Raw genomic sequence first — 24,558 nt, 5'->3', positions numbered from 1 at the left:
TGTCCCCGGCAGGGGGACTCCGTCCCCCTGCACCCCCTGGGGTCGCGAGGGTGGGCCTCGGGTGTGGGGGCTGTGGCTTGGTCTGTTCAGGTGACCTGATGGTCATCTACGCTCGGGGCGTCGGCGGCAGAACGAGATTCGGGGCGGCACATGGGCACGGCGCACAGCGTGGTGATCGTCGGGAGCGGGTTCGGCGGCATCGGCATGGCGATCCGGCTGAAGCAGGCCGGTGTCCACGATGTGGTCGTCCTGGAGAAGGCCGGCGGGCTCGGTGGCACCTGGCGCGACAACACCTATCCCGGTGCCGCCTGCGACGTGCCCTCTCATCTCTACTCGTTCTCCTTCGAGCCCAAGACCGACTGGAGCCGCCGGTTCCCGCCGCAGGCCGAGATCCTGGAGTACCTCTGGCACTGCGCCCGCAAGTACGAGGTGCTGCCGCGCGTTCGGTTCGGCACCGAGGTCATCGAGGCTCGGTTCGATGAGGGCGCTGCGCTGTGGCGGCTTTCCACCAATGACGGGGAGTTGTCCGCGCGGATTCTCGTCTCCGCCTGCGGGCAGCTCAACCGGCCCGCGCTGCCCTCGATCGCAGGGCGCGAATCGTTCGCCGGAGCCGGCTTCCACTCGGCGCGCTGGGATCACGACGTGGATCTCGCGGGCAAGCGTGTGGCCGTGATCGGGACAGGGGCCAGCGCCATCCAGATCGTCCCCGAGATCGCCCGGGTCGCCGAGCGGTTGACGGTCTTCCAGCGGTCCGCTCCCTACGTCATCGAGAAGCCCGACCGGCCCTATCGGGAGTGGGAGAAGTCCGTTCTGGCGTCGGTGCCCGGTGCGCACGGGCTCAGTCGCGCCAAGATTTACGCCCGCTACGAGTCGCGGGCCCTCGGCTTCGTGAAGTACCCGAAGCTGATGAAGGTGATGGCCGACCGCTTCCGCAAGAACATGCACGCCCAGGTCCCTGATCCCGGGCTGCGCGCCAGGCTGGAGCCCGACTACCCCATGGGCTGCAAGCGCATCCTCATCTCCAACGACTACTATCCGGCGCTCACCAGGGCGAACGTCGAGCTGGTGACCGAGGGGATCGATCGCGTCGTCCCGGCGGGTGTCGTCACCCGCGACGGTGTCGAGCATCCCGCGGACGTGCTCGTCTACGCCACCGGCTTCCAGTCCACCGGTTTCCTGGCCCCCATGAAGGTCACCGGCCGGGGCGGGCGGGAGCTCAACGAGCGCTGGCGCGACGGCGCCGAGGCCCATCTCGGCATCACCGTCAGCGGCTTCCCCAACCTCTTCCTGCTGTACGGGCCGTACACCAACCTCGGCCACAACAGCATCATCTACATGCTGGAGTCCCAGTTCCGGTACGTCATGGGCTGCGTGGAGGCCATCCGCCGCAACGGGCTCGACTGGATCGACGTACGGCCCGACGTCCAGGACGCCTTCGGCCGCGAGATGCGGGAGCGTCTCCGCAGCACCGTCTGGGAGGCCGGTTGCGACAGCTGGTACATGACCTCCAGCGGCAAGGTCGTCAACAACTGGCCCGGTTTCACCTTCGCCTACCGCAGGGCGACCCGGCGGCCCGATCCCCGGGACTTCGTCGCGCGCCGGGCGTCCGCTTCCTGAGCAGGGACTTCTTTACCGTCCGCTGTTCGTAGCGATGCTCACGAAGGGGCATTTCTCCCTGTATCAGGCCGGGTGTCCCTTCGGTTGGGAGGTGCTCCCGCGTGTGGCGACCGCAGGAGGAACCATGGGGCTGGCTTCCTACCATCTGGAGAACGGCGGTCACCTGTTCGCGGGTCACTGCGCCGAGTACTCCTTCGGGACCGGGGACTTCACCGTCGAGGCGTGGGTGAGGACCCTGGCCGGCGGCACCGTCGTCGGCAAGAAGGGCATCGACGACGGGCCCGGTGAGGGCGGGTTCTGGCTGGTGGCGCGGCCGGACGGGACGATCGGGTTCGTCACCGGCGACGGGCGGGGCACCTTCCGGTTCGACAGCGTCGCGACGGCCGTGTGCGACGGCGTCTGGCACCACGTGGCGGCGGTGCGCCAGGGCACCACTATTGCTCTCTACCTCGACGGCGTCGCTCTGGACGGCAGTTCCAGCGGCGACGCCCTGCCGCCTCTGAACGTGGACAATCCCCAGCGGCTGACCTTCGGCATCCTCGACCGGCAACAGGAGCAGTACCGGGAGTTCGCCGGTTCGCTCGCCGAGGTCCGGTTGTGGAACCGTGCTCGGGCCGCTCAGGAGATCGTCGCGGCGCTCGGTACCTCGCTGCCGCCCGGCACGGCGGGGCTGGCCGGTTACTGGCCGCTGGAGGGTGGCCAGCCGCTCGACTTCACCTCTACTCGGAACACCGCCCATCCCGAGGGTGTGGTGGCGCCCTCCACCGACGCGCCGCCCTTGGGGCCGGGTGACGCGCCTCCCATGCTCTTCCTGTTCGCCGGCCGCTATGACGCTGCGGCGCGCGAGCAGGGTGGTTGGTCGCCTGCCTCGGGGTTGCGGCTGACCGGTGCCGGTTACGTCATCCAAGGTGATCAGGTGCTGGTCGGCGCGGTGATCGACGGGAACACCGTCACCTGGCCGGCCGAAGGGAACCTGACGCAGGGCAGCGTCACCTTCGTCCTCTCGGGTTCCGACGCCGCCTACTGGGCCGACGATCCGCAGTCGCGCTACTGCTTCCAGGGCTGGTTCCGGTCGGCCGGTGGGGCGCGGGTCGACTATCGCGGTGTGCTCATGCCCCAGCGCACCGGTTGCGGGATGCTGCTCAACATCGGTTCCGGAGAAATTCTGTACACGCCGGACGATCGGCCCGGTGCCCCGGTCACGCTGGCGCCCAAGACGGTTGAGGTGAATGAGCACTACTGCCTCTACGACGATTCCCGGATCCTGCAGATGCGCTCCGGTCTGGCGATCAGCGTCCAGGGGGACCGCATCCCGGGGACGGAGGTCGTCCTCGACGAGTTGGGCGCCGATCCCAAAGGGCAGTCCTGGACGTTCGGCGGCGACGGTGTGATCCGGCCGGTCGGCTCCCCCAACCTGGCGCTCGCGGTGGATCACGTGCCCGTACCGGCCCGGCTGGTCCTGGCCGTCTCCCGGCACACCGACCCGGCCCAGCAGTTCGTCACCCTGTCCAATCCCCAGTTCATCTGGAACGGCAGGCAGTCGCAGATTCTGGCCTCCGGCGGCGCCGGCTACATGCAGGTCCGCGCCGTCCCCAAGGCCGACGACGCCCCCGCCGAGCTCTGGTACCGCGTCCGCTCCAACCTGGTCAACGCCGCCAACGGCGCGGCGCTCGCGGTCAGCGGGCGGGCCGCCCCCGGCGCGACCCTCACGATGGCCAAGCTCAACCCCGGCAGCGCCGCCCAGGACTTCGTCTTCGACCAGGGACGGCTGCTGCACGCCTCCTCCCACCTGCCGGTGAAGATGAGCAGGGACGGCGTCCTGGTGCTGGGCCGCAGCGACGAGCACCAGACCGAGTGCCACTGGACCATGGCCCCCTACCGGCCGACCGCCGCCGGCGCGCGGGCCGTTCCCGAGGTCGCGGCGGCCAAGACCATCGAGTACACCGTCCGCTTCTACACCGCCGACTCCTACTTCAGCGGCACCGACGACAAGGTCGAGATCGCCCTCGTCGGCGACGCGGGGAGCAGCAAGTACGTCGAGCTCAAGAAGTCGCGCACCCACTCCGACCCGTTCGAGAGCGGGAACATGGACGAGTTCAAGGTCACGCTCGCCAACGTCGGCGCGATCCACGGGATCAACGTCCGGTACGGGGGCGGCAACTGGCTCTGGAACGACAACTGGCTGGTGGACGCCGTCCAGGTCTACGACCCCTCGGCCGCCGCGACCTACTACCAGGCCCCCAAGGGCGCGGGCACGCAGATCGTGATGCCGTCCCAGATCTACATCCAGCTGCCCTACCCGGTGGCGAGCGGCGCCGACTCAACGATGAGCGTCGGCAAGGCCCCGACGCAGGACGAGATGACACGGGGCTGGGCCGACCACACCTGGAACCGGGTGCGGGGTTCGGGGCTCACCACCTTCTTCGACAACGGGGGCGGGCACGAGGGGCCGGGCACCACGCAGGACGTGATCACTTCGCACTGCTCGCTGCACACCGCCGTGAAGATGGCGACCCGCTACGGCATCGACGCCGAGCACCCCTACCAGCCGGTCTACGGCCACAACGACGTCAACGGCGTGCAGACGTGCGGCATCCGCTCCAGCGGCCGGATCAACCGGGACGGCCAGTGCCACCAGATGAGCAACCGGCTGCTGTACATCTGCGAGCCGATGGTGACCCTCGACGACGCCCCGCACGAGAAGAAGCCCACGGGCTACGGCTTCACGGTGCTGCTGTTCGGCCGCTACGGCCTGGGGTTCGCCGAGTGGTGCCAGATCAACGACTTCCGGCCGCCGTTCCAGAGCTCGGCGGCGCTGTTCGACTTCGTGCGGCGCGCCGTCAAGGACGGGCCGCAGGCGATCAAGATCGCCTACCACGCCATCACGTTGCGGGCCGAGTACCTCGACCGGATGGAGGAGATGTACGGCCCCGCGGCCCACCGGTTCTTCGCCGCCGTCAAGGACGAGGGCATCAGCAACAAGACGATGTCGGACCTGGTGGACCTGCCCGAAGACAAGATCGTCGAGGAGCAGCGGCCCTACCGCCCCTCGGTGCCCGCCTGAGGCAGGCCCTAGGCTCGGGGCATGCCGACTGCTCTCATCACCGGCGCCACCGCGGGGATCGGTGCCGCGTTCGCCAGCCGCCTGGCCGCCGACGGGTTCGACCTCGTCCTGCTCGCCCGCGACGCCGCCCGCCTGGACGCCTCCGCCCGCGAGCTGGGCGACCGGTACGGCGTCGCCGCCCGGACGCTGGTGGCCGACCTCGCCACCGACGACGGGATCTCCGCCGCCGAGGACCGGCTCGCCAAGGGCGTGGACCTGCTGGTCAACAACGCCGGGTTCGGCAACAGGGGCACCTTCCTCAACGTCCCGGTGTCCGACGAGACCACCATGCTGAAGGTGCACTGCGAGGCCGTGCTGCGGCTCACCCACGCGGCGCTGCCCGGGATGCTGGCGCGCGGGCGGGGCGGGATCGTCAACGTGTCGTCGGTGGCGGCGTTCGCCTCGCGCGGCACCTACGGCGCGTCCAAGGCGTGGGTCGTGAGCTTCAGCCAGGGCGTCGCGCAGGACATCAAGGGCCGCGAGGGCGGCGCGGGCGTGCGCGTGATGGCGCTGTGCCCGGGGTTCGTGCGCACCGAGTTCCACGAGCGCGCCCAGATGGACGTGTCGGGCATCCCGGACTTCATGTGGCTGGACCGGGACGCGGTCGTGGACACCGCCCTGCGCGACCTGCGGCGCGGCACCGCCGTCAGCGTGCCCGGCGCGCAGTACAAGGCGATCGTGGGGTTCGCCAAGATCGTGCCGAGCGGGCTGGCCGGGCGGTTGTCGTCGCGCACCGGCCGCCGCTACGACTGACCGGTCTTGTCACCCGGCGGTCCGGCACGGCAGGGTTACTGATCGCCGGTCCGGGGGCGCGCCGGCGACGGTCTACCGAGAGGTCCCACCCCGATGGCTCGCGACCTGGGCTACGCCGCCCTGGCACTGCTGGCGACCACCGCCTACTACGCCGCGTTCCTGGTGTTCCGGGCCGCCGGGGCGCGGATGCCCCCGCTGCGCGGCAGCCGCCCGTTCCACGTGGCGCGGCACATGCTGACCAGCCCGGTGTGGCTGGTCGGCGGGGTGGTCCTGTTCGTCGGGCTGGCCTACGAGGTGGTGGCGTTCTCGGCGGTGTCGCTGGCGGTCGCGCAGCCGGTGTTCGCGCTCGGGCTGGTGCCGCTGGTCGGGTACGCGGTGCTGGTGCTGGGCGAGCGGCTCAGCGCCCGCGAGTGGACCAGCGTCGCGCTGTTCATGCTGGCCACCGTGCTGATCGGGCTGTCGGCCGACGGCGCGGGGCGGCCCGCCGCCGACGCCACGCTGGTGGGGACGCTCCGGGACCCGTGGCTGATGCTGGGCGTGATGGCCCCGGCCATCGTGGTCGCGGGGCTGGTGTGGCTGGTCGGCGACCGGCGCGCGGGCGGCCGGCACGCCCGCCGGCTCGCCGGGGTCGCCTACGGGATCGGCGCGGGCGCCTGCGCCGGGCTCGCCGAGGCCGGGATCCGCGGCATGTCGATCGTCTACGACGGCACCCGCAGCGTGCAGGCCGTGCTGGAGTCGCCCTACCCCTACCTGACGGTCGGGATGGCGGCGATCGCGCTCGGCCAGCTCCAGGTGGCGTTGCAGCGCTGCCGGGTCGCGGTCGTGGCGACGGTGCTGACCGTGATCGGCCGCACCTACCTGGTGGTGAGCAGCATGGTGCTGTTCGGCGACTCCTGGCCGCGCGAGACGGTGCCGTTCGCGCTGCGCACCGGCGGTTTCGCGCTGGCGCTGGCGGCGCTGGCGGCCTTCCCCCGCTACGAGCGCGACGCCGACCGCGGCGTGGAGGGATCCGGCTCGCGCGTTGCTTCGCCCGGCTGACGGCGGGGATGCTGGAGGGAGACGGGGAGGAGCTGCCATGCGGGTGCTGGTCACGGGTGCGGCGGGGTACGTGGGGTACGCGGTGGGGCGGCGGCTGCGCGACGCCGGGCACCGGGTGTCGGGGCTGGTGCGCGACCCGGGGCGGCCGCTGCCGCCGGGCGTGCAACCGATCATCGGCGACCTGCTGGACCCGGCGGGGCTGGCGGCGGTGCTGGACGGCCCCTACGACGCGGTGTGCCACCTGGCGGCGCTGACGCGGGTGCGCGAGTCGTTCGCCGACCCGCTGGGCTTCTTCACCGTGAACGTGCAGGGCACCGTCAACCTGCTGCGGGCGCTGCCGCCGGTGCGCGCGGACGGGTCGGCGACACCGCCCACGCGCGTGGTGTACGGCTCGACGGCCGCCGTGTACGGCACGCCCGACCGGCAGCCCATCTCCGAGGCGCAGCCGCCCGCGCCGACCAGCCCCTACGGGGCGTCCAAGCTCGCCGCCGAGGAGGTCGTCCGCTTCTACGCGCGCACCGGCGCGATCGGCGCGGTGGTGCTGCGCACCTTCAACGTGTCCGGGTCGGTGGACGGCCGCCCCGACCCCGACCCGACCCGGCTGATCCCGCGCGCCCTGGCGGTGGCCGACGGGCGGGCCCCGCACCTGGAGGTCAACGGCGACGGCGCGGCCGTGCGCGAGTACCTGCACGTGGACGACCTGGCCGCCGCGCACGTGGCGGCCGTCGAGGCGGCCCGGCCCGGCGAGGAGCGCGTCTACAACGTCGGGAGCGGCGCGGGCGCGTCGGTGGCCGAGGTGGTGGAGACCGTCGCGAAGGTCACCGGGCGGCCCGTGCCGGTGGTGCACCGGCCGCCGCAGCCCGAGCCGCCGCTGCTGCTGAGCGACGCCGCCGCGATCGGCCGCGACCTCGGCTGGCGGCCCGGACGCTCGGCGCTGCCCGAGATCGTCGCCGACGCGTGGGCCGCCCTGCACCCGGCGGGCGGATAAACTCCCAGCGTGTCGGAGTCCAAGTTCGAAGTCCAGATGTTGCACGACCGCGTCATGATCCGGAGTGACAAGGACGCGGGCGAGCGCCGCAGCTCCGGTGGCATCGTCATCCCGGCCACCGTGGAGCAGTCCAACCGGCTGCACTGGGGCGAGGTCTGCGGGGTCGGGCACCACGCGCGCACCGTCAAGGTCGGCGACCGGGTGTTGTTCCACCCCGAGGACCAGTACGAGGTCGAGATCCAGGGCGAGAACTACCTGGTCATGCGGGAACGCGACCTGCACGCCATCGCCAACGAGCGCCCCGAGCACGGCACCGGCCTCTACCTGTAGCGGAACCCCGGTCACCGGCCGTCCGTTTTCCGGACGAGAGCGCCGGGCGCGCCGCCCGGCCCCCGAGCCGAGGAGCCGCGCATGGCCAGCCGCGTCCCGCACGACCGATCCGGGCAGCTCAAGCAGATCGAGAGCGGGCTGCTGCCCGGGGAGCAGATCGTGGCCGTCTACGACGCGATCGGCACCGGGACCGGCTTCATCGGCCTCACCGACCGGCGGGTGATCGTGCAGGACACCTCGTTCGTCGGCAAGAAGGTCGCGCTGACCAGCATCCCCTACAACAAGATCACGTCGGTGAGCGTGCTGAGCAACAAGTCGTGGGCGGGGGGCTACTTCTCCACCGGGTCGATCGCGGTGCACGTCGGCACGCAGACCTACGTGGTGGAGTTCCGCGGCGACCACAAGAGCCACCACGTGCACGACGTCATCCTCCAGCACATCTCCTGAGCGCCGGGGAGCGGAGATCGCTCCGAGTGTGGTGGCGGCGGTGCGCGGCCTGCCGAAAGTTACTTTTGAGTAGGTAGTGACGTGTCTCACATTCTATGTAGAACATGTTCTCACTCAACGAGAGTGAGGTGCGTCACATGGACGACGTATCCCCGCGTGAAGCCCGCTCCCCGGGCTTGTCGCGGCGCGGTTTCATCGCTGGAACAGGTTCTATCCTCGGTGTCGCCGCCCTCGGTGGCCGCGCCGCCACCGCCTGTGCGGCCACCGTCTCGACGGCCGCGTCGATCCCCGCCGGGGCGCACGTCCCGGTCCTGGTGATCGGCACCGGGTACGGCGGCTCGGTCGCCGCGCTGCGGCTCGCCGAGGCGGGCGTCAACGTGCACATGGTCGAGATGGGCATGGCCTGGGACACCCCGGGCTCCGACGGCAAGATCTTCGCCAACACCACCAGCCCGGATGGCCGGTCCTACTGGCTGCGCACCAAGAGCAAGCAGCCGCTCAGCAACTTCCTCGGCTTCCCGATCGACCGCACGATCCCCCGCTACACCGGCGTCCTGGACGCCGAGGAGTTCGGCGGCATCATCGTCTACCAGGGCCGCGGCGTCGGCGGCGGCTCGCTGGTCAACGGCGGCATGGCCGTCACGCCCAAGCGGGAGAACTTCGGCGCCATCCTGCCGTCGGTGAACGCCGACGAGATGTACGGCACCTACTACCCGCGCGCCAACGCCGGGCTCGGGGCGAGCGTCATCGACCCGGCCTGGTTCGAGAGCGCGGCCTGCTACCAGTACACGCGGGTCGGCCGCAAGCACGCCCAGCGGTCCGGCTTCCCGTTCGTCTTCGTGCCCACCGTCTACGACTGGGACTACATGCAGCAGGAGGCGGCCGGGACCGTGCCGAAGTCGGCGCTGGCCGGGGAGATCCTCTACGGCAACAACCACGGCAAGCGGTCGTTGCAGCAGACCTACCTCGCCCGGGTCAGGGCGACCGGCCGGGTCACCATCTCGCCGCTGCACAAGGTCACCTCGGTCGCCCCGGCGGCCGGCGGCGGCTACACCGTCGTCATCGACCAGCTCACCACCACCGGCGACACCGCCGCCACCAAGACCGTGACGGCCGACCGGGTGTTCTTCGCCGCGGGCAGCGTCGGCACCAGCAAGCTGCTGGTGAAGCTGAAGGCCACCGGCGCGCTGCCGAACCTCAACGGCGAGATCGGCAAGGGCTGGGGCGACAACGGCAACGTCATGTGCGGCCGCGCCAACCACCTGTGGGACCCGACCGGCTCGCTCCAGGCGTCCATCCCGACCGGCGGCATCGACAACTGGGCCGCCGGAGGGGCGTTCGCCGAGGTCGCGCCGCTGCCGACGGGGATCGAGACCTACGCGTCCTTCTACCTGGCGATCACCAAGAACCCGAACCGGGGCCAGTTCTCCTGGAACGCCTCGGCCGGGCGCGCGGACCTGAACTGGCAGACGGCCTGGAAGCAGCCGTCCATCGACATGGCCAAGTCGATCTTCGACAAGATCAACCGCAAGGAGGGCACGATCTACCGGACCGACCTGTTCGGCACCGCCAAGATCTGGGGCGACCACCTCACCTACCACCCGCTCGGCGGCGCGGTGCTGAACAGGGCCACCGACAACCACGGCCGTCTGCACGGCCACCCGGGGCTGTACGTCATCGACGGCGCCCTGATCCCCGGCAACACCAGCGTCAACCCGTTCGTGACCATCACGGCGCTCGCCGAACGGAACATCGAGAAGATCATCGCTACCGACCTGTAGCGACGCCTCGACGCACAGCCGGCCACGGGCGCGTGTGGCCGGCCGCCCGTCCCCTCCCCCGGGCGGGCCCTCCCTTCCCTAATCTGGGCGGATGTCGCACTATCGGACCTACCGCGTCGTGGACGGGGAGCGCATCGAGGGCAAGCTCCGGCCCGTGTTCCTCCGCAACGGCGACCACTACCTGGCCAACATGGGGATCTACGCCGACGGCGCGATCTACTGCTGGGAGTGGACGGACCTGGACGGCCTGCGCCGCAAGCTCGACGAGGGCCGGATCGCCACGAACCTGCCGGACGGCGGGCGGGCCTCGATCCACGAGCTGGCGAGCTGGCGCTTCACCGAACCGCAGGTGTGGGTCACGACCGAAGAACTGCTCGGCGAGGTCGCGGACACCATCGAAGAGCTGAACGGGCGACCGGACTCCACGCACCGGTGCCTGGACGCCGCGCTGAAGTACGTCGGGTCGCGGCAGGAAGCCGACCGGATCGCGCTGCGGGCGGCCTACGAGGAGATCCCCGAGCATCGCCGCGTCTATGCGCTGGGCGACATGGACTACCGCGACGCTCCGCTGCGCGTGCTGGCCGCCGAGATCGGCGAGGTGTGCGACACCTACACCACCTACGAGTTGGAGGACGCCGACGACGCCGAGATGCGGGACGGGTGCCTGGTCATTGGCGAGCGGGAGCGGCAGTGGGCCTTCGACTACTTCGCCGGGTGGGAGTCGGAGCGGCGGGAGAGCGCGCGGTTCGACGAGCGCGAAGAGACCGCGTCGCCCACGATCGTCCTCAACTTCGGGCGGCCCATGTATCCGCAGAGCCACGGGCTGCGCAACGAGTACCCGGCGCCGTTCACCTACGGCGGGGCGGCGTATCCGACCGTCGAGCACGCGTACTGGGCGCTGTCGGTCGGTGACGCCGGACTGCGGGAGCGTGTCCGCGCCGCTGACAGCACCAGGGCCGCGCGGGAGCTGGCCGAGCAGGAGCCGGTGCGGGAGGAGTGGCCGCAGATCCGGCTGGCGGTCATGGCGGATCTGCTGCGCGCCAAGTTCGACCAGCATCCGGAGCTGGCGGAGGTGCTGCTGGCCACCGGGGACGGCCGCCTCTTCTACAGCTTCGGGCCGACCCGTTTCTGGAGTAGCGACCGCGAGGGGCGCAACTGGGTGGGGCGGCTGCTGGAGCTGGTGCGGTCGGAGCTCCGGGTGCGCCGGATGGCCATGCTCTAGGCGACTTTGGTCGATGCGGGGCGGCCTTGTGGCCGTCGCCGGGGCGCGGCGCGGCGCGCGACGCTGCGGGCGTGAAGATCTTTGAACGGGACCGCTGGGCGCGGCGGGCGGCCGCGCTCGGGCTGGTCGTGCTGTCGCCTTTGTTCGCCGAGTCGTTGTCCGGCTACGACTCCACCACCGGCGACCCGCTGGCGCTGCTGGGCGGGCTGCTGCTTTTGGGGCCGCTGTACGGGTGCGTCGCGCTGCTGATCCGGGAGGCGGCGCGGCGGCTGGGCGTCGGGTGGCCGGGCGTGGTGGCGATGGCGACGGCCGCCGGGATCGTGCAGGCGGGGGTCGTGGACCAGAGCATGTTCGCGATGAGCTACCGCGAGGTGCCCTACTGGGACGAGATGTTGCGGCCGACGCTGATCGAGCCGCTGGGGTTCGCGCCGTACATGGCGACGTCGTTCGTCGTCGGGCACGTGGTCTGGAGCTTCTGCGCGCCGATCGTGCTGGTCGAGGCGCTGGCGGGCGAGCGAGGGCGGGAGCCGTGGTTGCGGTGGCCGGGACTGCTGGTGGCGGGGCTGCTGTACCTGGCGGCGGCCGCGCTGATCCTGGGCGACCATCTGAAGCACGCCAGCGACATGGCGTCGGGGCGGCAGGTGGCGTCGGCGGCGGGGGTGGCGCTGGTGCTGCTGGTCGGGGGTGTGGTGTTCGGGCGGCGGACGGGGACGCGGCGCGACTTCGCGGTGCCGGGCCCCTGGATCGTCGGCGCGGCGGCGCTGGGGTGTGCGGTCGGGTTCAACCTGATGCCGTCCACGTGGGCGGGCTTCGCCGGGTGCGTGGCGCTGCTGGTGCTGGCGGCGGCGGGCGTCGGGTTGTGCTCGCGGTCGGTGCGGTGGGGACGGCGGCACATGGTCGCGCTGGCGGGCGGCGCGGGGCTGGCCATGGCGGTGTCGGCGTTCTTCGTGACGCCGCTCGGGGACGTGGGACCGGTGCGGCAGTACACGCACAACACCGTCGCGCTGCTGGGCGTGGCGGCGCTGACCGCATGGGCGGCGCGGCGCTCGGATGTCGGTCCCGTCCGTTACCGTGCGGATGCATGACCTTCGCCGCTCTCGACGGGGCTTCGGTGCACCACGCCTACGGCGAGGCCGCCGTCTTCCTGCTGGACGCCACCGGGGAGACTGAGATCCCGCTGCTGGTCGACCGGCAGGTCCTCGCGCGGCCAGCTGGTCGCCGAGGTCAGGTCCAGACTCGTGCCGTAGAGCCCGTACGGCCCTTGGTCAGGCGGAGTTGGGCCGGGATGCGGGCGCGCAGTTCGGCGACGTGGCTGACGATGCCGACGGCGCGGCCGCCGTCGCGCAGGCCGTCCAGCACGTCCATCACCTCGTCGAGCGACTGCTCGTCCAGGGTGCCGAAGCCCTCGTCCACGAACAGCGTGTTGATCTCCGCGCCGCCCGCCTCGGCCGTCACCACGTCGGCGAGGCCGAGGGCCAGGGCGAGGGAGGTGATGAACGACTCGCCGCCCGACAGCGTCGCCGGATCGCGGTCCAGGCCCGTCCACGAGTCGACCACGCGCAGGCCCAGGCCGCCCGCGCCCTTCTTGCGGACGCCAGCGGCCTTGTCGATGGTGTGCGCCAGCTCGTACCGGCCCGCCGACATGCGCGCGAGGCGCTCGTTGGCGGCGGCGACCACCTGCTCCAGGCGGGCCGCCAGCACGTAGGCCGACAGGGACATGGAACGGCGGTTGGCCGACGACTTTCCTGAGGTCAGGCCCGCCATACGCTCGGCGACTCGATATTCCTCGGCTGCTGGATGCCACGTGTCCACGGCGGTCCGCAGGTCGGCGCGCAGTTCGGTGAGGCGGCCGTAGCGGCGGCGCGCCTGGTCGGCGGCGGACGCGGCGGCGGTGTGGGCGGCCTCGGCCAGCTCCAGCGCGCCCTGCAACGCGGCCGGGTCGGGGGCGGGTTCGGCTGCTGCGGCGGTGAGGTCGCGGTTGCCCAGGAGGTCGCGGACGATCGCGTCCTCCTTGTCGAACCAGCGCACCTTGTCGCGCAGCGGGCCCTGGTCCTCGTCGTCCAGCTCGGCGGCGAGGGCCTCGTCGGCGGAGCGGAACGCCTGCTCGTCGAGCTGGACGGCCTCGGCCTCGCGGGACTCGGCCAGGGTCTGCGCGGCGGTCGCGGCGGCCTTGCCCGCCTCGACGGCGTCCTGGAGGGCGTCGGCCTCCTTGGTGAGGCGGGCGACGCGGGCGTCCAGGGACGGGTCGTCGCCGCGCGCGCGGTCGAGTTCGGCGGTGAGGCGGCGCTGCTCGGCGGACAGTTCGGCGTCGCGGGTCTGGATCTCGGTGAGGCGGCGGGCGACGTCGTCGTGGTCGGCGCGGGCGCGGTCGAGTTCCCGCTCGGCCTGCTGGAGGGCGGTCTCCAGGCGGGCGGCCTCGTCGGCGTGGGCTTCGGCCGTGGCGAGGGCGGAGTGGGCGGTGTCCAGGTCGTCGGTGAGGGCCTCGACGGTGGTGTCGCCGGTGGTCGCGAGCAGGTGTTCGTGCTCGGTGCGCAGCTCGGTGACCTGCTTCGCGGCCTTCTCGCGGGCCTCCTGGGCGCGGTCGGCCTCGGCCTGGGCGCGGTCCAGCTCGTCCTGGTCAGGGACGATCGCGAGCGTCGCCAGCGGCTCGGGGTGCTCGCGCGAGCCGCAGACCAGGCAGGGTTCGCCCGCGACCAGTTCGGCGGCCAGGACTGCGGCCATGCCGTCCAGGCGTTCCTGGCGCAGGGTCTGGGCGCGGTCGCGGGCCTCCTGCGCGGTGTCGGTGGCGGCGCGGTGGGCGTCTTCGGCTTGGACGAGGAGCCGTTCGACGGTCTCTCGGCGGCGGCCTGCGGTCAGGCGGCGCTCGGCTTCGGCTACGGCGGCGCGCGCGCCGGGCCGGGCGGCGGCTGCGAGGCGGGCGGCCTCCAGCTCCTGGGCGCGCTGTTTCACCTGGTCGGGCAGGGCGGTGAGGCGGACGGCCAGGTCGTCGCGGCGGGGTTCGAGGGTGCTGCGCTCCTCGGCGAGGGAGGCGCGGTCGGCGTCGTGGCGGCGCAGCCGTTCGGCGTCGGCGCGGCGGCCTTCCAACGTGGCGATCTCGTTGCGGCGGTCGCGTTCCTCTTTGGCCAGCACGTCTTCCGCCGCGCCGGGCGGGACCAGCGCGTTGACGAGGGAGCGGGTGTAGTCGGCGTAGCGGCGGGCGCGTTCGGCGTTCTCGGCGTGGCGGCGCGTCTGCCGGATCAGGCCCGCGACGCGTCCGGCGCGCTCGGCGGCCTCCAGGCGCGAGGAGATCCGCATCTTCTCCTCGGCGCGCTCGGCCAGCACGTCGCGGCGGCGCAGCGCGTCGGCGTGCTGGGCCTGCCGGTCGGCCAGGGCGCGGCCGTGCTCCAGGGCGGCCTTGGCGGCGGCGAGGTCGGCGGCGACTTCACTGCTCAGCGCGTCGGCCTGCGCGGAAATGGCCTCGTGGTTGCCCGTCAGCTCGGCGGCCCAGGCGGGCAGGAAGCTGATCGGGGCGTCTTCGGGGAGGGCGGCTCCGCTCGTCTCGGCGATCCGGCCCGCGACGGCCTCCGCGCCGCGGCTCAGCGCCTCGGCCTTCCGGTGCGCCTCGGCGCGGTGGTCGGCGAGCCACTTCTCGACGCGGGTGAAGATCTCGGCGGCGAACAGCCGCTCCAGCACCTTGCGGCGCTCCTCGGCGTCGGCCCGCAGGAACCCGGCGAACGCGCCCTGCGGCAACATCGCCACCTGGCAGAACTGGTCCTTGTTCATCCCCAGCAGCCCGCCGACCAGGTCGCTGGCCTCGTCGATGCGGGTGCTGAGGCCCGTCCAGTCGCCGTCGTGCTCCTCCAGCACGACCTTGGCGTTCTCGGTGGTGGTGCCGGTGCCGCGCAGTTTGGGCCGCTCCCACGCGGGCGACCGGGTGATGCGCAGGCGGCGGCCGCGCAGCGTGACCTCCAGCACCACGCGCGGCGCGGTGCCGGGCGCGGCGTGGTCGCTGCGCAGGCCCTTGGCGTCGTTGCGGACGCCGGGCACCGCGCCGTAGAGGGCGAAGCAGACCGCGTCCAGCACGCTGGTCTTGCCCGCGCCGGTCTGGCCCTGGATGAGGAACAGCCCGGCGTCCGACAGCGCCTCGAAGTCGATCTCCTCGGTCGCCGGGAACGGACCGAACGCGGTGACCTCCAGCCGGTGCAGCCTCACGCCCGCGCCTCCTTGATGCGGCAGTGCTCGAACGCCCGGTGCAGCAGGTCGCGCTCGGTGCCGTCGGCGGGGCCGTCGGTCACCTCGGCCACGAAGTCGCCCGCCACCTCCAGCTCCGAGCGGCCCTTGACGCGCTCGGTCCAGGTGCGGGTGTCCTCGCCGGGGCCCTCCTCGGGCTCGAAGCCGAGGACGAGGGTGTGCGGGAAGCGGCGGCGCAGCCGTTCCATCGCGGCGGACGGGCGGCGCGCGTCGGTCAGCGTCACCTGGAGCCAGCGGTCCTCGACGCCCTCGTGGCGCGGGTCGGACAGCAGGTCCTCCAGGCGGCCGCGCAGCCGGGCCAGGCGGCGCGGCACGGGGGCCTCCACGAACGCGGCCTCCATCCCGCCGTCGTGCAGGTCGACCAGCCAGGAGCCCTTGCGGTGACGCTCCTCGGAGAAGGAGTAGGCCAGCGGCGACCCCGAGTACCGGACGCGGTCGGTGAGCGCCTGCCGCCCGTGCAGGTGGCCGAGCGCCACGTAGTCGATGCCGTCGAACACCGACACCGGCACGTTGGAGGAGCCGCCGACCGAGATGTCACGCTCGCTGTCGCTGGTCTCGGGCGCGGCCTCGCCGCCGGTGACGAACGCGTGCGACAACACCACCGAGCGCGCCCGCCCGGCCGCGTCGGCGCGCACGCGGCACATCGCCTCGGTGAGCGCGGCGGTGTGGCTGCGCTCGTCGAGCTCCCAGTCGTGGCGCAGCAGCTCCGGCTCCAGGTACGGCACGCCGTAGATCGCGGTGCCGTCGAGCACGACGGGCTCGCCGACCCGCGCGAAGTCGGTGCGCAGGTGCACCCCGGCCGCGTCCATCAGCGACGAGCCGAAGCCCAGCCGGTGCATGGAGTCGTGGTTGCCCGCGATCAGCACCACGCGGGCGCCCAGCCCCACCAGCCGCGCCAGCGTCTGGTCGCAGAGCCGGACCGCGTCCACGGCGGGCAGCGCGCGGTCGTAGACGTCGCCGGACACCAGCACGCAGTCCACCCGCTCCGCCCGGACGGTCTCGACCAGGTGGTCGGCGAAGGCGGCCTGGGCCTGGAGGAGGTCCTCGCGGTGGAAGGATCGGCCGAGGTGCCAGTCGGAGGTGTGGAGGAATCGCATGTCGCCCATACCTTAGGCACCACCGGGGCGCATACGGCCCAGAAACGCCGACCCGCCACAAACGATCTCCGCTATATCGGGAGGAACCGCCGCGAGGGCGTACGGTGGTCCTCCCCGGACCCGCCTGGAGCCGACCGTGCCCGCTGCCGCACCGCCGCCGCGCCTCGAAGAGGTCGCCGACCGCGTCCACGCCTACGTCCAGCCGGACGGCACCTGGTGCCTGAACAACGCCGGGTTCCTGGTCGGGCCGGAGGCGGTGACGGTCATCGACACCGCCGCGACCGAGGCGCGGGCGCTGGCCCTGCGCGCGGCGATCGCCTCGGTGACGCCGCTGCCCGCCCGCACGGTCGTCAACACCCACTTCCACGGCGACCACACCTACGGCAACGGGGTGTTCGCCGGGGAGGCGGTGTTCGTCGCGCACGAGAACTGCGCCGCCGAGATGGCCGAGCAGGGGCTGCTGCTCACCCACGTGTGGCCCGACGTGGAGTGGGGCGACATCCGGCCCGTGCCCCCGTCGATCACCTTTGCCGACCGGCTGCCCCTGCACGTCGGCGACACGGCCGTCGAGCTGATCCACCACGGCCCGGCGCACACCACCGGCGACGCGGTGGCCTGGCTCCCCGAGCAGCGGGTGTTGTTCGCCGGGGACCTGATCTTCAACGGCGGCACGCCGTTCGTGCTGATGGGCTCGATCGCCGGGTCGCTGGCCGCGCTCGCCGAGCTGCGCGCCCTGCGCCCCGAGCGGATCGTGCCCGGTCACGGCCCGGTCTGCGGCCCCGACGTGCTCGACTGGACCGAGGGCTACCTGCGCTGGCTCCAGGAGCTGGCCCGCGACGGCATCGCGGCGGGCCTGCCGCCGCTGGCGGTCGCGCGCGAGACCGACCTCGGCCCGTACCGCGAGTGGACCGACCCCGAACGCCTGGTCGGCAACCTGCACCGCGCCTACTCCGAGGCTCGGGGCGAGCCGCTGGGGGCGCCGGTGGAGTTCCTGGCGGCGATGCTGGAGATGGCCGAGTACAACAACGGCCAGATCCCGACCTGCATGGCTTGACCTGCACAGCCTGACGGAGCGTTACGCCGCGGGCGTCCGCATCCCGGCCAGGGTCAGTTCGACGAGCCGGTCGGCCTGCTCGACGGGCAGGTGCTCGCGCGTCCAGGCGGCGGCGTTCATCAGCGCGAAGACGTCGGCGCTGGTCACGTCCTCGCGCAGGACGCCCGCAGCGCACGCCTTGGCTATGAGCTGGTCGCCGATCTCGGTCATGCGCAGGCAGGAGGCGCGCAGTTCGGACTCCTCGTCGTCCATGCTGTCGGCCAGCACGGCGGCCAGCCCCTGGTAGGCGGCGGCGTGCTCGACCACGGCGTAGACCCACCGGGTGAGCGCGTCTTCCGCGTCGGGAGCGGCGAGCAGTTCCTCTCCGCGAGCGAACAGCTCCTGGTTGCGCTCGCGCAGCAGCGCGCCGATGAGGGCGCGGCGGTTCGGGAAGTGCCCGTACAGCGTGCCGACCGCGACGCCCGCTCGCCGGGCGATGCCTTCCAGCGACGCGTTCGTGCCCTCCTGGCGGAAGACGGCGTCGGCTTCGGCGAGCAGCTTGTCGCGGTTGCGCTGCGCGTCGGCGCGCGGGCGGCGGCGGCGCGGTTCGTTCATCGTGCTCCCTTGCCAAGTTGAGGCACCCTCAGGTTAACTCTTTTCCCGAGGGGCCCTCAGTTTATCGTGTCCGGGCCCCGCCGCCTCCCGAGGGGACCCAAAAATGATCTTGGTGACCGGGGCCACCGGCTCCATCGGCTCGCACCTGGTGCGCCGCCTGGCCCGCGACGGCGCGGAGTTCCGCGCGCTGGTCCGCGACGAGGCCAAGGGACGCGCGCTGGGCTGCGACTTCGTCGTGGGCGACTTCGACGACCCCGGCTCCGTCGCCGCCGCCCTCGACGGCGTGGACCGCCTGTTCCTCAACGGCGCCGGAGCCGTGCCGGTGGAGGGCGAGCAGCCGATGGTCCGCCAGCAGCAGGCCGTCATCGACGCCGCGCGCAAGGCCGACGTCCGGCACGTCGTGAAGGTGTCGGCCTGGCACGCCCGGAAGGGCTCGCAACTCTCCCAGGGCGCGCACTGGCTGATCGACGAGCACCTCAAGGAATCCGGCCTGGCCTGGTCGTTGCTCCAGCCCGCCGGATTCATGCAGAACTTCCTCGGTGCCGGGGCGTTCACCCCGGACGGGCAACTGGTCTCCTCCTACGGGGACACCCCCGTCGCCTACATCGACTGCCACGACATCGCCGCCTGCGCCGCCACCCTGCTGGCGGGCCCGCACGGCGCGAACGAGACCTTCGTCCTGACCGGCTCCGAGGCCCTCACCCACGCCGAGATCGCCGCCAGGATCTCCGCCGCTCTTGGACGGACCGTCACCTGCGCGGACGTCTCCCCCGACGCCATGGCCACCGCCTTGAAGTCCCAGGGCCTGCCGCGCTCGTTCGCCGACGACCTCGCCGTGCTCCTCAAGGAGGTGGCCTCCGGCTCCCAGGCCGCGCCGACGACGGCCGTCCACGACCTCACCGGCCGCCCGGCGCGCACGTTCGACGACTTCCTGGCCGACAACCTGGACGCCCTGCGGAGCCTTTTCTAATCGGCCGTCCGAAACCGGGACCACCAGGCCGGTCACGCAGGTGGAGGGGGAGGAACCGGGACGTTAGCTCCTCCCGCCGTGCCCCCGCCGTCCTGTCCCTTACAGTGACTGCGTGACCGAGCGTCCCTATGTGCTGCTGAGCTGCGCCATGTCGGTGGACGGCTACATCGACGACGCCTCCCCCGAGCGGCTGCGGCTGTCCAGCCCCGCCGACTTCGACCGCGTGGACGACGTGCGCGCCTCCTGCGACGCCATCCTGGTGGGCGCCGGGACGGTCCGCCGCGACGACCCCAAGCTGCTGGTCAAGTCCGAGAGCCGCCGCGCCAAGCGCGTCGCGCGCGGCAGGTCGCCCGACCTCACCAAGGTGACGGTGACCTGGAGCGGCGACCTCGACCCCGAGTCGCGGTTCTTCACCACCGGCGACGCGCCCAAGCTCGTCTACACCGCGTCCCCGGGCGCGCAGGAGCTGGCGGGGCGGCTCGACGGGCGCGCCGAGGTGATCGACGCCGGCGACCCGGTCAGCTTCCCCGCCATGCTCGACGACCTGGGCGTGCGCGGGGTGCGGCGGCTCATGGTCGAGGGCGGCGGCGGCATCCACACCTACTTCATGACCGCCGGGCTGGTGGACGAGCTGCACCTGGTGGTCGCGCCGTTCCTCATCGGCGATCCGTCCGCGCCCCGGTTCGTGGGGTCGGGGGTCTTCCCGCAGACGCCCAAGCGGCCGATGCGGCTGGAGGAGATCACCCGCATCGGCAACCTGGCGCTGCTGCGCTACCTGGTCGGCGGGGAACGTGGCTGAGCGGCGCGCGGACGACCACGCCTGGCTGGAGGTCGCCTGCGACCTGGCCGCCCTGTGCCCGCCGTCGGTCACGGCGTTCTCGGTCGGCGCGGTGGTGGTGGACGGCGACGGCCGCGAGCTGGCCCGGGGGCACTCCCGCGAGGGCGACCCCCACGACCACGCCGAGGAGGCCGCGCTCGCCAAGATCGAGGGGATCGACCTCGGCGCCGCGACCGTCTACTCGTCGCTGGAGCCCTGCGGGCAGCGCAAGTCGCGGGCGCGGACGTGCGCGGCGCTGATCCTGGCGGCGGGCGTGCGGCGGGTGGTGTTCGCCTGGACCGAGCCGTCGCTGTTCGTGGAGGGCACGGGCGCTGAGCTGCTGCGCGCCCACGGCGTCGAGGTGGTGCAGCTCCCCGAGCTGGCCGACCGCGCCCGGCTCCCCAACGCCCACCTGCTCTAGGCGGCGGGCGCTAGACGCCGGCGGACCCCGAGCGCAGCTCGGCGAGGGTGCCGAGCGCGAAGTCGAGGTAGCCGCGCAACGTCTCGGGGTCGTCCAGGTCGAGCGGGCCGCGGATCAGGATCAGCGACACCGCGACGCGGAACAGCGCGTCGACCAGCAGCGGCAGGTCCACCTGCGGGATGCGCCCGGCGTCGGCGTGCTCGGCGGCGACGGGGGCCAGCAGCGTGGAGATCCACCGGATGGTGGCCTCGGCGTTGACGGTGAACACCGGCAGCACGATCTCGGGGATGTCGCGCAGCGCCGCCTGGAGCAGCGGGTGGCGGCGGCCGTAGCCGACCACGAACACCAGCAGCTCGACCAGGCTGTCGCCGCTCCAGTCGACGTCGCGCAACCGCGGGACGACTTCCCCGGCGAACACGGTGATCTCGCGGTGGACCAGCGCCTCGCGGATGTCGTCGACGTTGCCGCCGTACTTGTAGAGGGTGGGGCGGGAGATCCCGGCGCGGCGCGCGATCGCCGACAACAACCGCCCGTTGGCGAACCCGCCCTCGACCAGGCACTCGGCGGCGGCGTCCAGGATCAGGGCGCGGATCTGCTCGGGCGAGCGGCCGGCGGCGCCGCGCCGTTCCCGGACGGGTCGGGGGGCGCGCTCCGGGGCGCCGGTTGCCGGTTCGGTCACGGGATCCCTTGCTGTCTTGCCGCGCTCCCCCGCGGGAGGGCGGGGAGGTGATGTAGCGCACCCCACTATAAGCCCGGTCGACCTTGACCAAGGGAGCGCTTACTTTTTACAGTTCAATGAGCAATCGTAAATCTGACCCGCGTTGCGGCGACGCGGGACTCCCCCAGAGGTGGCTGCGCATGATCATCGACCAGGAGTACCGGGACGTGCTGCGGACCCTGTCGGAGGGCTCGGTCAACCGGCGCTTCGACCCCTACCTCGACATCGACTGGGACTCCGCGGACTACCAGATCGACCCCAAGGACCCGCGCTGGATCCTGCCCGACGACTGCGACCCGCTCGGCGCGCACCCCTGGTACCAGGCGCTGCCCGAGGAGCGGAAGATCGAGATCGGGCTGTGGCGGGTGGCCAACATCCAGAAGGTCGGCCTCCAGTTCGAGAGCGTGCTGATCCGCGGGATGATGCAGTACGCGATGCGGCTGCCCAACCAGACGCCGGAGTTCCGCTACTGCCTCCACGAGATGACCGAGGAGTGCAACCACATCCAGATGTTCCAGGAGCTGGTGAACCGCACCGGCCAGGACGTGCCCGGCATGCGGGCCGACTACCGGGCCACCTCCCACTTCTGGCACCTGGGCGCCTACCTCCCGGTGATCTTCTTCATCGGCATCCTGGCCGGCGAGGAGCCGATCGACCACTTCCAGAAGGACGTGGTGCGGCGCGGCGACGACCGCCCGGCGGCGCTGCTGCGCACGATGCAGATCCACATCGCCGAGGAGGCGCGGCACATCTCGTTCGCGCACCGCTTCCTGCGCGAGCACGTCAAGCGGCAGACCAAGCCCGGCAAGGCCGTCACCTCGATCGCCTACCCGGTCATCATGCGCTGGCTGGCCGGGGCGATCATGGCGCCGCCGCGCGACATGGCCAAGAAGTTCGGCATCCCGCGCCAGGTGATGCGCGAGGCGTTCTGGAGCAGCCCCAAGTCCCAGGAGATGATGCGCAACTACTTCGGCGACGTGCGGATGCTCGCCGAGGAGATCGGCCTGATGAACCCCGCCTCGCGCGCGGTGTGGAAGAAGCTCGGCATCGACGGCGAGCCCTCGCGCTACCGCGGCGAGCCGCACCGCGCCGCCCGTCCCGCGGCCTGACCGTCCCCGCGGCCCGATCCCGGCGGCCCGATCCCGGCGGCCCGACCACTCCGCGGCCCCCTCCCCCGCGCGCGACAGAACGAGAGAGAACACGCCCATGACCCACGTGGTCACGCAGTCCTGCTGCAACGACGCCTCCTGCGTCTACGCCTGCCCGGTGAACTGCATCCACCCCACGCCGGACGAGCCGGACTTCGCCACGGCGGAGATGCTCTACATCGACCCGCGCGCGTGCGTCGACTGCGGGGCCTGCGTGACCGCGTGCCCGGTCGGGGCGATCCAGCCGCACAGCAGGCTCGGCGAGGGGCAGCTGCCCTTCCTGGAGATCAACTCCGACTTCTACGGCACCGGCCCGGTCGGCGACCTGCCGATCCTCGCCAAGGTCGCCCCGCCGCTGGAGGTCAAGGCGCGCCCCGAGCCGCCGCGCGTGGCGATCGTCGGATCCGGGCCCGCCGCGATGTACGCCGCCGACGAGGTGCTGACCGTCCCGGGCGCGCGCGTGGACGTCTACGAGAAGTTGCCGACGCCCTACGGCCTGGCTCGCGCCGGTGTCGCGCCCGACCACCAGGAGACCCGCCGGGTCACCACCCAGTTCGACACGATCGCGGCGCAGCCGGGCTTCCACCTGCACGCCGGGGTCGAGGTCGGCGCGGACCTCACCCACGAGGAGCTGCTGCGCCACCACCACGCGGTGATCTACGCGGTCGGCGCGTCCGCCGACCGGCGGCTGCCGGTGGCGGGCGCGGAGCGGGCGGTGTCGGCCACCGGGTTCGTCGCCTGGTACAACGGGCACCCCGACCACGCGCACCGGTCGTTCGACCTGTCGCACCGCCGCGCCGTGGTGATCGGGAACGGCAACGTGGCGCTCGACGTCGCCCGCGTCCTGGCCCGCGACCCCGAGGCGCTGGCGGCCACCGACATCTCCCCCGCCGCGCTGGCGGCGCTGCGCGAGAGCCGGATCGAGGAGATCGTGGTGGCGGGGCGGCGCGGCCCGGCGCACTCGGCGTTCACGCTGCCCGAGCTGGTCGGCCTCGCCAACGCGCGGGGCATCGCGGTGTCGGTGCCCGAGGCCGACCTCGACGTCACCGGCGCGGGCGAGGAGTCCCACACCGTCCGGCACAAGTTGCGGCTGCTGCGCGAGCTGGCCGCCCGCGACACCTCCGGCGCGCGCCGCCGCATCACGCTGCGGTACCTGCTGGCCCCCGAGCGCATCACCGACGACGGCGTCACCTTCGCGCGCAACACCCTGGAGATCGGCGACGGCCTGGTGCAGGCCGTCCCGACCGGCGAGACCGAGCACATCGAGGCCGGGCTCGTGCTGACGTCCATCGGCTACCGGGCGCTGCCGGTGCCGGGGCTGCCGTTCAACGAGGCGACGGCGACCGTCCCCAACACGGCCGGGCGCGTCGAGGGCGCGGCCGCCACCTACGTCGCGGGCTGGATCAAGCGCGGCCCGACGGGGTTCATCGGCACCAACAAGTCCTGCGCCCGCGAGACGGTCGCGGCCCTCGTCGAGGACTACAACGAGGGCCGCCTGAACGACCCGGCGGCGAGCACCGCGGCGTTGCAGGAGCTGCTGCGCTCGCGCCGCCCGGACTCCGTCGCCCTGATCGGCTCGCCCTGATCGTTCGTTAGGAGAAGTCCGGCTCGGCCTGGGGCGGCCCCTCGATCTTGTTGAAGCCGCGCACGCCCGCGACCAGCGGGGCGCCGTCCCAGAGCCGTCCGGCCTCCTCGCCGCGCGGGATGCGCGACAACACCGGCCCGAAGAACGCGACGCGCTCGCCGCCCGGCGGCGTCACCGCGACCACCGGGCTGCCGACATGCCGCCCGACCAGGTCGAGGCCCTCGAAGGTGGAGGAGCGCACCTGGTCGTCGAGCGCGGTGGAGGTGGCGGCGTCGGCGAGTTCGGTCGGCAGTTTCGCGTCGGCGAGGGAGTCGGCGAAGGTGTTCTCGTCCCAGTCGTTCTCGTGGACCCGCTCGCCGAACGCGGTGTAGAAGCGCCCGAGCGCCTCCTGCCCGTGCTCCAGCGTGACGGCCATGGCGACGCGCGCGGGCAGCCACAGGAAACCCTCGGTGTCGCCCTCGGGGTCCTCCTCCTTGTCCTCGTTCAGCGCGGCCAGGCTCAGCAGGTGCCAGCGCACCTCGACGGGCCGCACGCGCGCGGCCTCCAGCAGCCAGCGCGAGGTGATCCACGTGTACGGGCAGACGGGGTCGAACCACAGGTCGGCGATCGCGGTGTCGGTCATGTCCCCGTCCTACCCCGAGATCG

Annotated in this window: 21 protein-coding genes; 16 read left to right on the top strand and 5 right to left on the bottom strand. The window is 72.4% G+C overall.

Annotation, left to right across the window (positions count from 1 at the left end; translation table 11 throughout):
• The first annotated feature begins 150 nt into the window (after nt 1-150).
• The 10 genes from AH6_RS37635 to AH6_RS37590 all read left to right on the top strand — a co-directional run bounded on the left by AH6_RS37635 (nt 151) and on the right by AH6_RS37590 (nt 12,364).
• Nucleotides 151-1,617, top strand: coding sequence for a flavin-containing monooxygenase (locus tag AH6_RS37635; RefSeq protein ID WP_067490221.1), 1,467 nt, complete (start codon nt 151-153; stop codon nt 1,615-1,617).
• A gap of 124 nt (nt 1,618-1,741) precedes the next feature.
• The gene (locus AH6_RS37630) at nt 1,742-4,681 is read left to right on the top strand and encodes a LamG-like jellyroll fold domain-containing protein (protein ID WP_067490218.1); all 2,940 of its coding nucleotides are present in this window, start codon (nt 1,742-1,744) and stop codon (nt 4,679-4,681) included.
• 21 nt (nt 4,682-4,702) lie between these two features.
• Nucleotides 4,703-5,473, top strand: a complete 771-nt coding sequence (locus AH6_RS37625; protein ID WP_067490216.1) for an SDR family NAD(P)-dependent oxidoreductase — start codon at nt 4,703-4,705, stop codon at nt 5,471-5,473.
• Between the two features lie 93 nt (nt 5,474-5,566).
• A complete protein-coding gene (locus AH6_RS37620) occupies nt 5,567-6,511 on the top strand; it encodes a DMT family transporter (protein WP_067490213.1) in 945 nt (314 codons plus the stop codon).
• 37 nt (nt 6,512-6,548) lie between these two features.
• Nucleotides 6,549-7,499, top strand: a complete 951-nt coding sequence (locus tag AH6_RS37615) for an NAD-dependent epimerase/dehydratase family protein (protein WP_067490210.1) — start codon at nt 6,549-6,551, stop codon at nt 7,497-7,499.
• A 9-nt stretch (nt 7,500-7,508) separates the two neighbouring features.
• Nucleotides 7,509-7,829: a GroES family chaperonin gene (locus tag AH6_RS37610; protein ID WP_067490207.1), complete on the top strand. Its 321-nt coding sequence runs from the start codon at nt 7,509-7,511 to the stop codon at nt 7,827-7,829.
• A gap of 81 nt (nt 7,830-7,910) precedes the next feature.
• Nucleotides 7,911-8,276 (top strand): PH domain-containing protein, encoded by a 366-nt coding sequence (locus AH6_RS37605; RefSeq protein ID WP_067490203.1) that lies wholly within the window; start codon nt 7,911-7,913, stop codon nt 8,274-8,276.
• A 137-nt stretch (nt 8,277-8,413) separates the two neighbouring features.
• Nucleotides 8,414-10,057 (top strand): GMC oxidoreductase, encoded by a 1,644-nt coding sequence (locus AH6_RS37600; RefSeq protein WP_083983849.1) that lies wholly within the window; start codon nt 8,414-8,416, stop codon nt 10,055-10,057.
• 91 nt (nt 10,058-10,148) lie between these two features.
• The gene (locus AH6_RS37595) at nt 10,149-11,279 is read left to right on the top strand and encodes an NADAR family protein (RefSeq protein WP_067490200.1); all 1,131 of its coding nucleotides are present in this window, start codon (nt 10,149-10,151) and stop codon (nt 11,277-11,279) included.
• 71 nt (nt 11,280-11,350) lie between these two features.
• Nucleotides 11,351-12,364 carry an AF_0692 family protein gene (locus AH6_RS37590; protein ID WP_067490197.1) on the top strand — a complete coding sequence of 338 codons (1,014 nt, stop codon included), beginning with the start codon at nt 11,351-11,353 and terminating at the stop codon, nt 12,362-12,364.
• Between the two features lie 139 nt (nt 12,365-12,503).
• On the opposite strand, the gene AH6_RS46880 is transcribed toward AH6_RS37590, so the two are convergent.
• Nucleotides 12,504-15,470, bottom strand: a complete 2,967-nt coding sequence (locus AH6_RS46880; RefSeq protein ID WP_067490194.1) for an AAA family ATPase — start codon at nt 15,468-15,470, stop codon at nt 12,504-12,506.
• Nucleotides 15,467-16,606 (bottom strand): exonuclease SbcCD subunit D, encoded by a 1,140-nt coding sequence (locus AH6_RS37580; protein ID WP_067490230.1) that lies wholly within the window; start codon nt 16,604-16,606, stop codon nt 15,467-15,469. Before AH6_RS37580 ends, AH6_RS46880 begins: the two co-directional genes overlap by 4 nt.
• Nucleotides 16,607-16,742: 136 nt before the next feature.
• On the opposite strand from AH6_RS37580, the gene AH6_RS37575 reads away from it, so the two are divergent.
• Nucleotides 16,743-17,660: an MBL fold metallo-hydrolase gene (locus AH6_RS37575; protein WP_067490191.1), complete on the top strand. Its 918-nt coding sequence runs from the start codon at nt 16,743-16,745 to the stop codon at nt 17,658-17,660.
• Nucleotides 17,661-17,681: 21 nt separating this feature from the next.
• Here AH6_RS37575 and AH6_RS37570 read toward each other — a convergent pair whose 3' ends face one another.
• Nucleotides 17,682-18,254, bottom strand: a complete 573-nt coding sequence (locus tag AH6_RS37570; protein WP_067490188.1) for a TetR/AcrR family transcriptional regulator — start codon at nt 18,252-18,254, stop codon at nt 17,682-17,684.
• Between the two features lie 103 nt (nt 18,255-18,357).
• On the opposite strand from AH6_RS37570, the gene AH6_RS37565 reads away from it, so the two are divergent.
• The 3 genes from AH6_RS37565 to AH6_RS37555 all read left to right on the top strand — a co-directional run bounded on the left by AH6_RS37565 (nt 18,358) and on the right by AH6_RS37555 (nt 20,462).
• Entirely contained in the window at nt 18,358-19,224 is an 867-nt protein-coding gene (locus AH6_RS37565) for an SDR family oxidoreductase (RefSeq protein ID WP_067490185.1), read from the top strand.
• A gap of 112 nt (nt 19,225-19,336) precedes the next feature.
• Nucleotides 19,337-20,023 carry a RibD family protein gene (locus AH6_RS37560; RefSeq protein ID WP_067490182.1) on the top strand — a complete coding sequence of 229 codons (687 nt, stop codon included), beginning with the start codon at nt 19,337-19,339 and terminating at the stop codon, nt 20,021-20,023.
• Nucleotides 20,016-20,462: a cytidine/deoxycytidylate deaminase family protein gene (locus tag AH6_RS37555; RefSeq protein ID WP_067490178.1), complete on the top strand. Its 447-nt coding sequence runs from the start codon at nt 20,016-20,018 to the stop codon at nt 20,460-20,462. The genes AH6_RS37560 and AH6_RS37555 overlap by 8 nt, the downstream gene beginning before the upstream one ends.
• 10 nt (nt 20,463-20,472) lie before the next feature.
• On the opposite strand, the gene AH6_RS37550 is transcribed toward AH6_RS37555, so the two are convergent.
• Nucleotides 20,473-21,141, bottom strand: a complete 669-nt coding sequence (locus AH6_RS37550) for a TetR/AcrR family transcriptional regulator (RefSeq protein ID WP_083983848.1) — start codon at nt 21,139-21,141, stop codon at nt 20,473-20,475.
• 179 nt (nt 21,142-21,320) lie between these two features.
• On the opposite strand from AH6_RS37550, the gene AH6_RS37545 reads away from it, so the two are divergent.
• Complete coding sequence (locus AH6_RS37545) at nt 21,321-22,289, top strand: AurF N-oxygenase family protein (protein ID WP_067490176.1); 969 nt, start codon at nt 21,321-21,323, stop codon at nt 22,287-22,289.
• 97 nt (nt 22,290-22,386) lie between these two features.
• A complete protein-coding gene (locus AH6_RS37540) occupies nt 22,387-23,913 on the top strand; it encodes an FAD-dependent oxidoreductase (protein WP_067490173.1) in 1,527 nt (508 codons plus the stop codon).
• 7 nt (nt 23,914-23,920) lie between these two features.
• On the opposite strand, the gene AH6_RS37535 is transcribed toward AH6_RS37540, so the two are convergent.
• Nucleotides 23,921-24,535, bottom strand: coding sequence for a mycothiol-dependent nitroreductase Rv2466c family protein (locus AH6_RS37535; protein ID WP_067490170.1), 615 nt, complete (start codon nt 24,533-24,535; stop codon nt 23,921-23,923).
• Between the last annotated feature and the right edge of the window lie 23 nt (nt 24,536-24,558).

This window comes from Actinomadura hibisca NBRC 15177, from assembly GCF_001552635.1.
GTDB classification, from domain to species: Bacteria; Actinomycetota; Actinomycetes; order Streptosporangiales; family Streptosporangiaceae; genus Spirillospora; species Spirillospora hibisca.
Note: the sequence above shows the minus strand (reverse complement) of the source record. Positions and strands in the feature narration are given on the sequence as shown.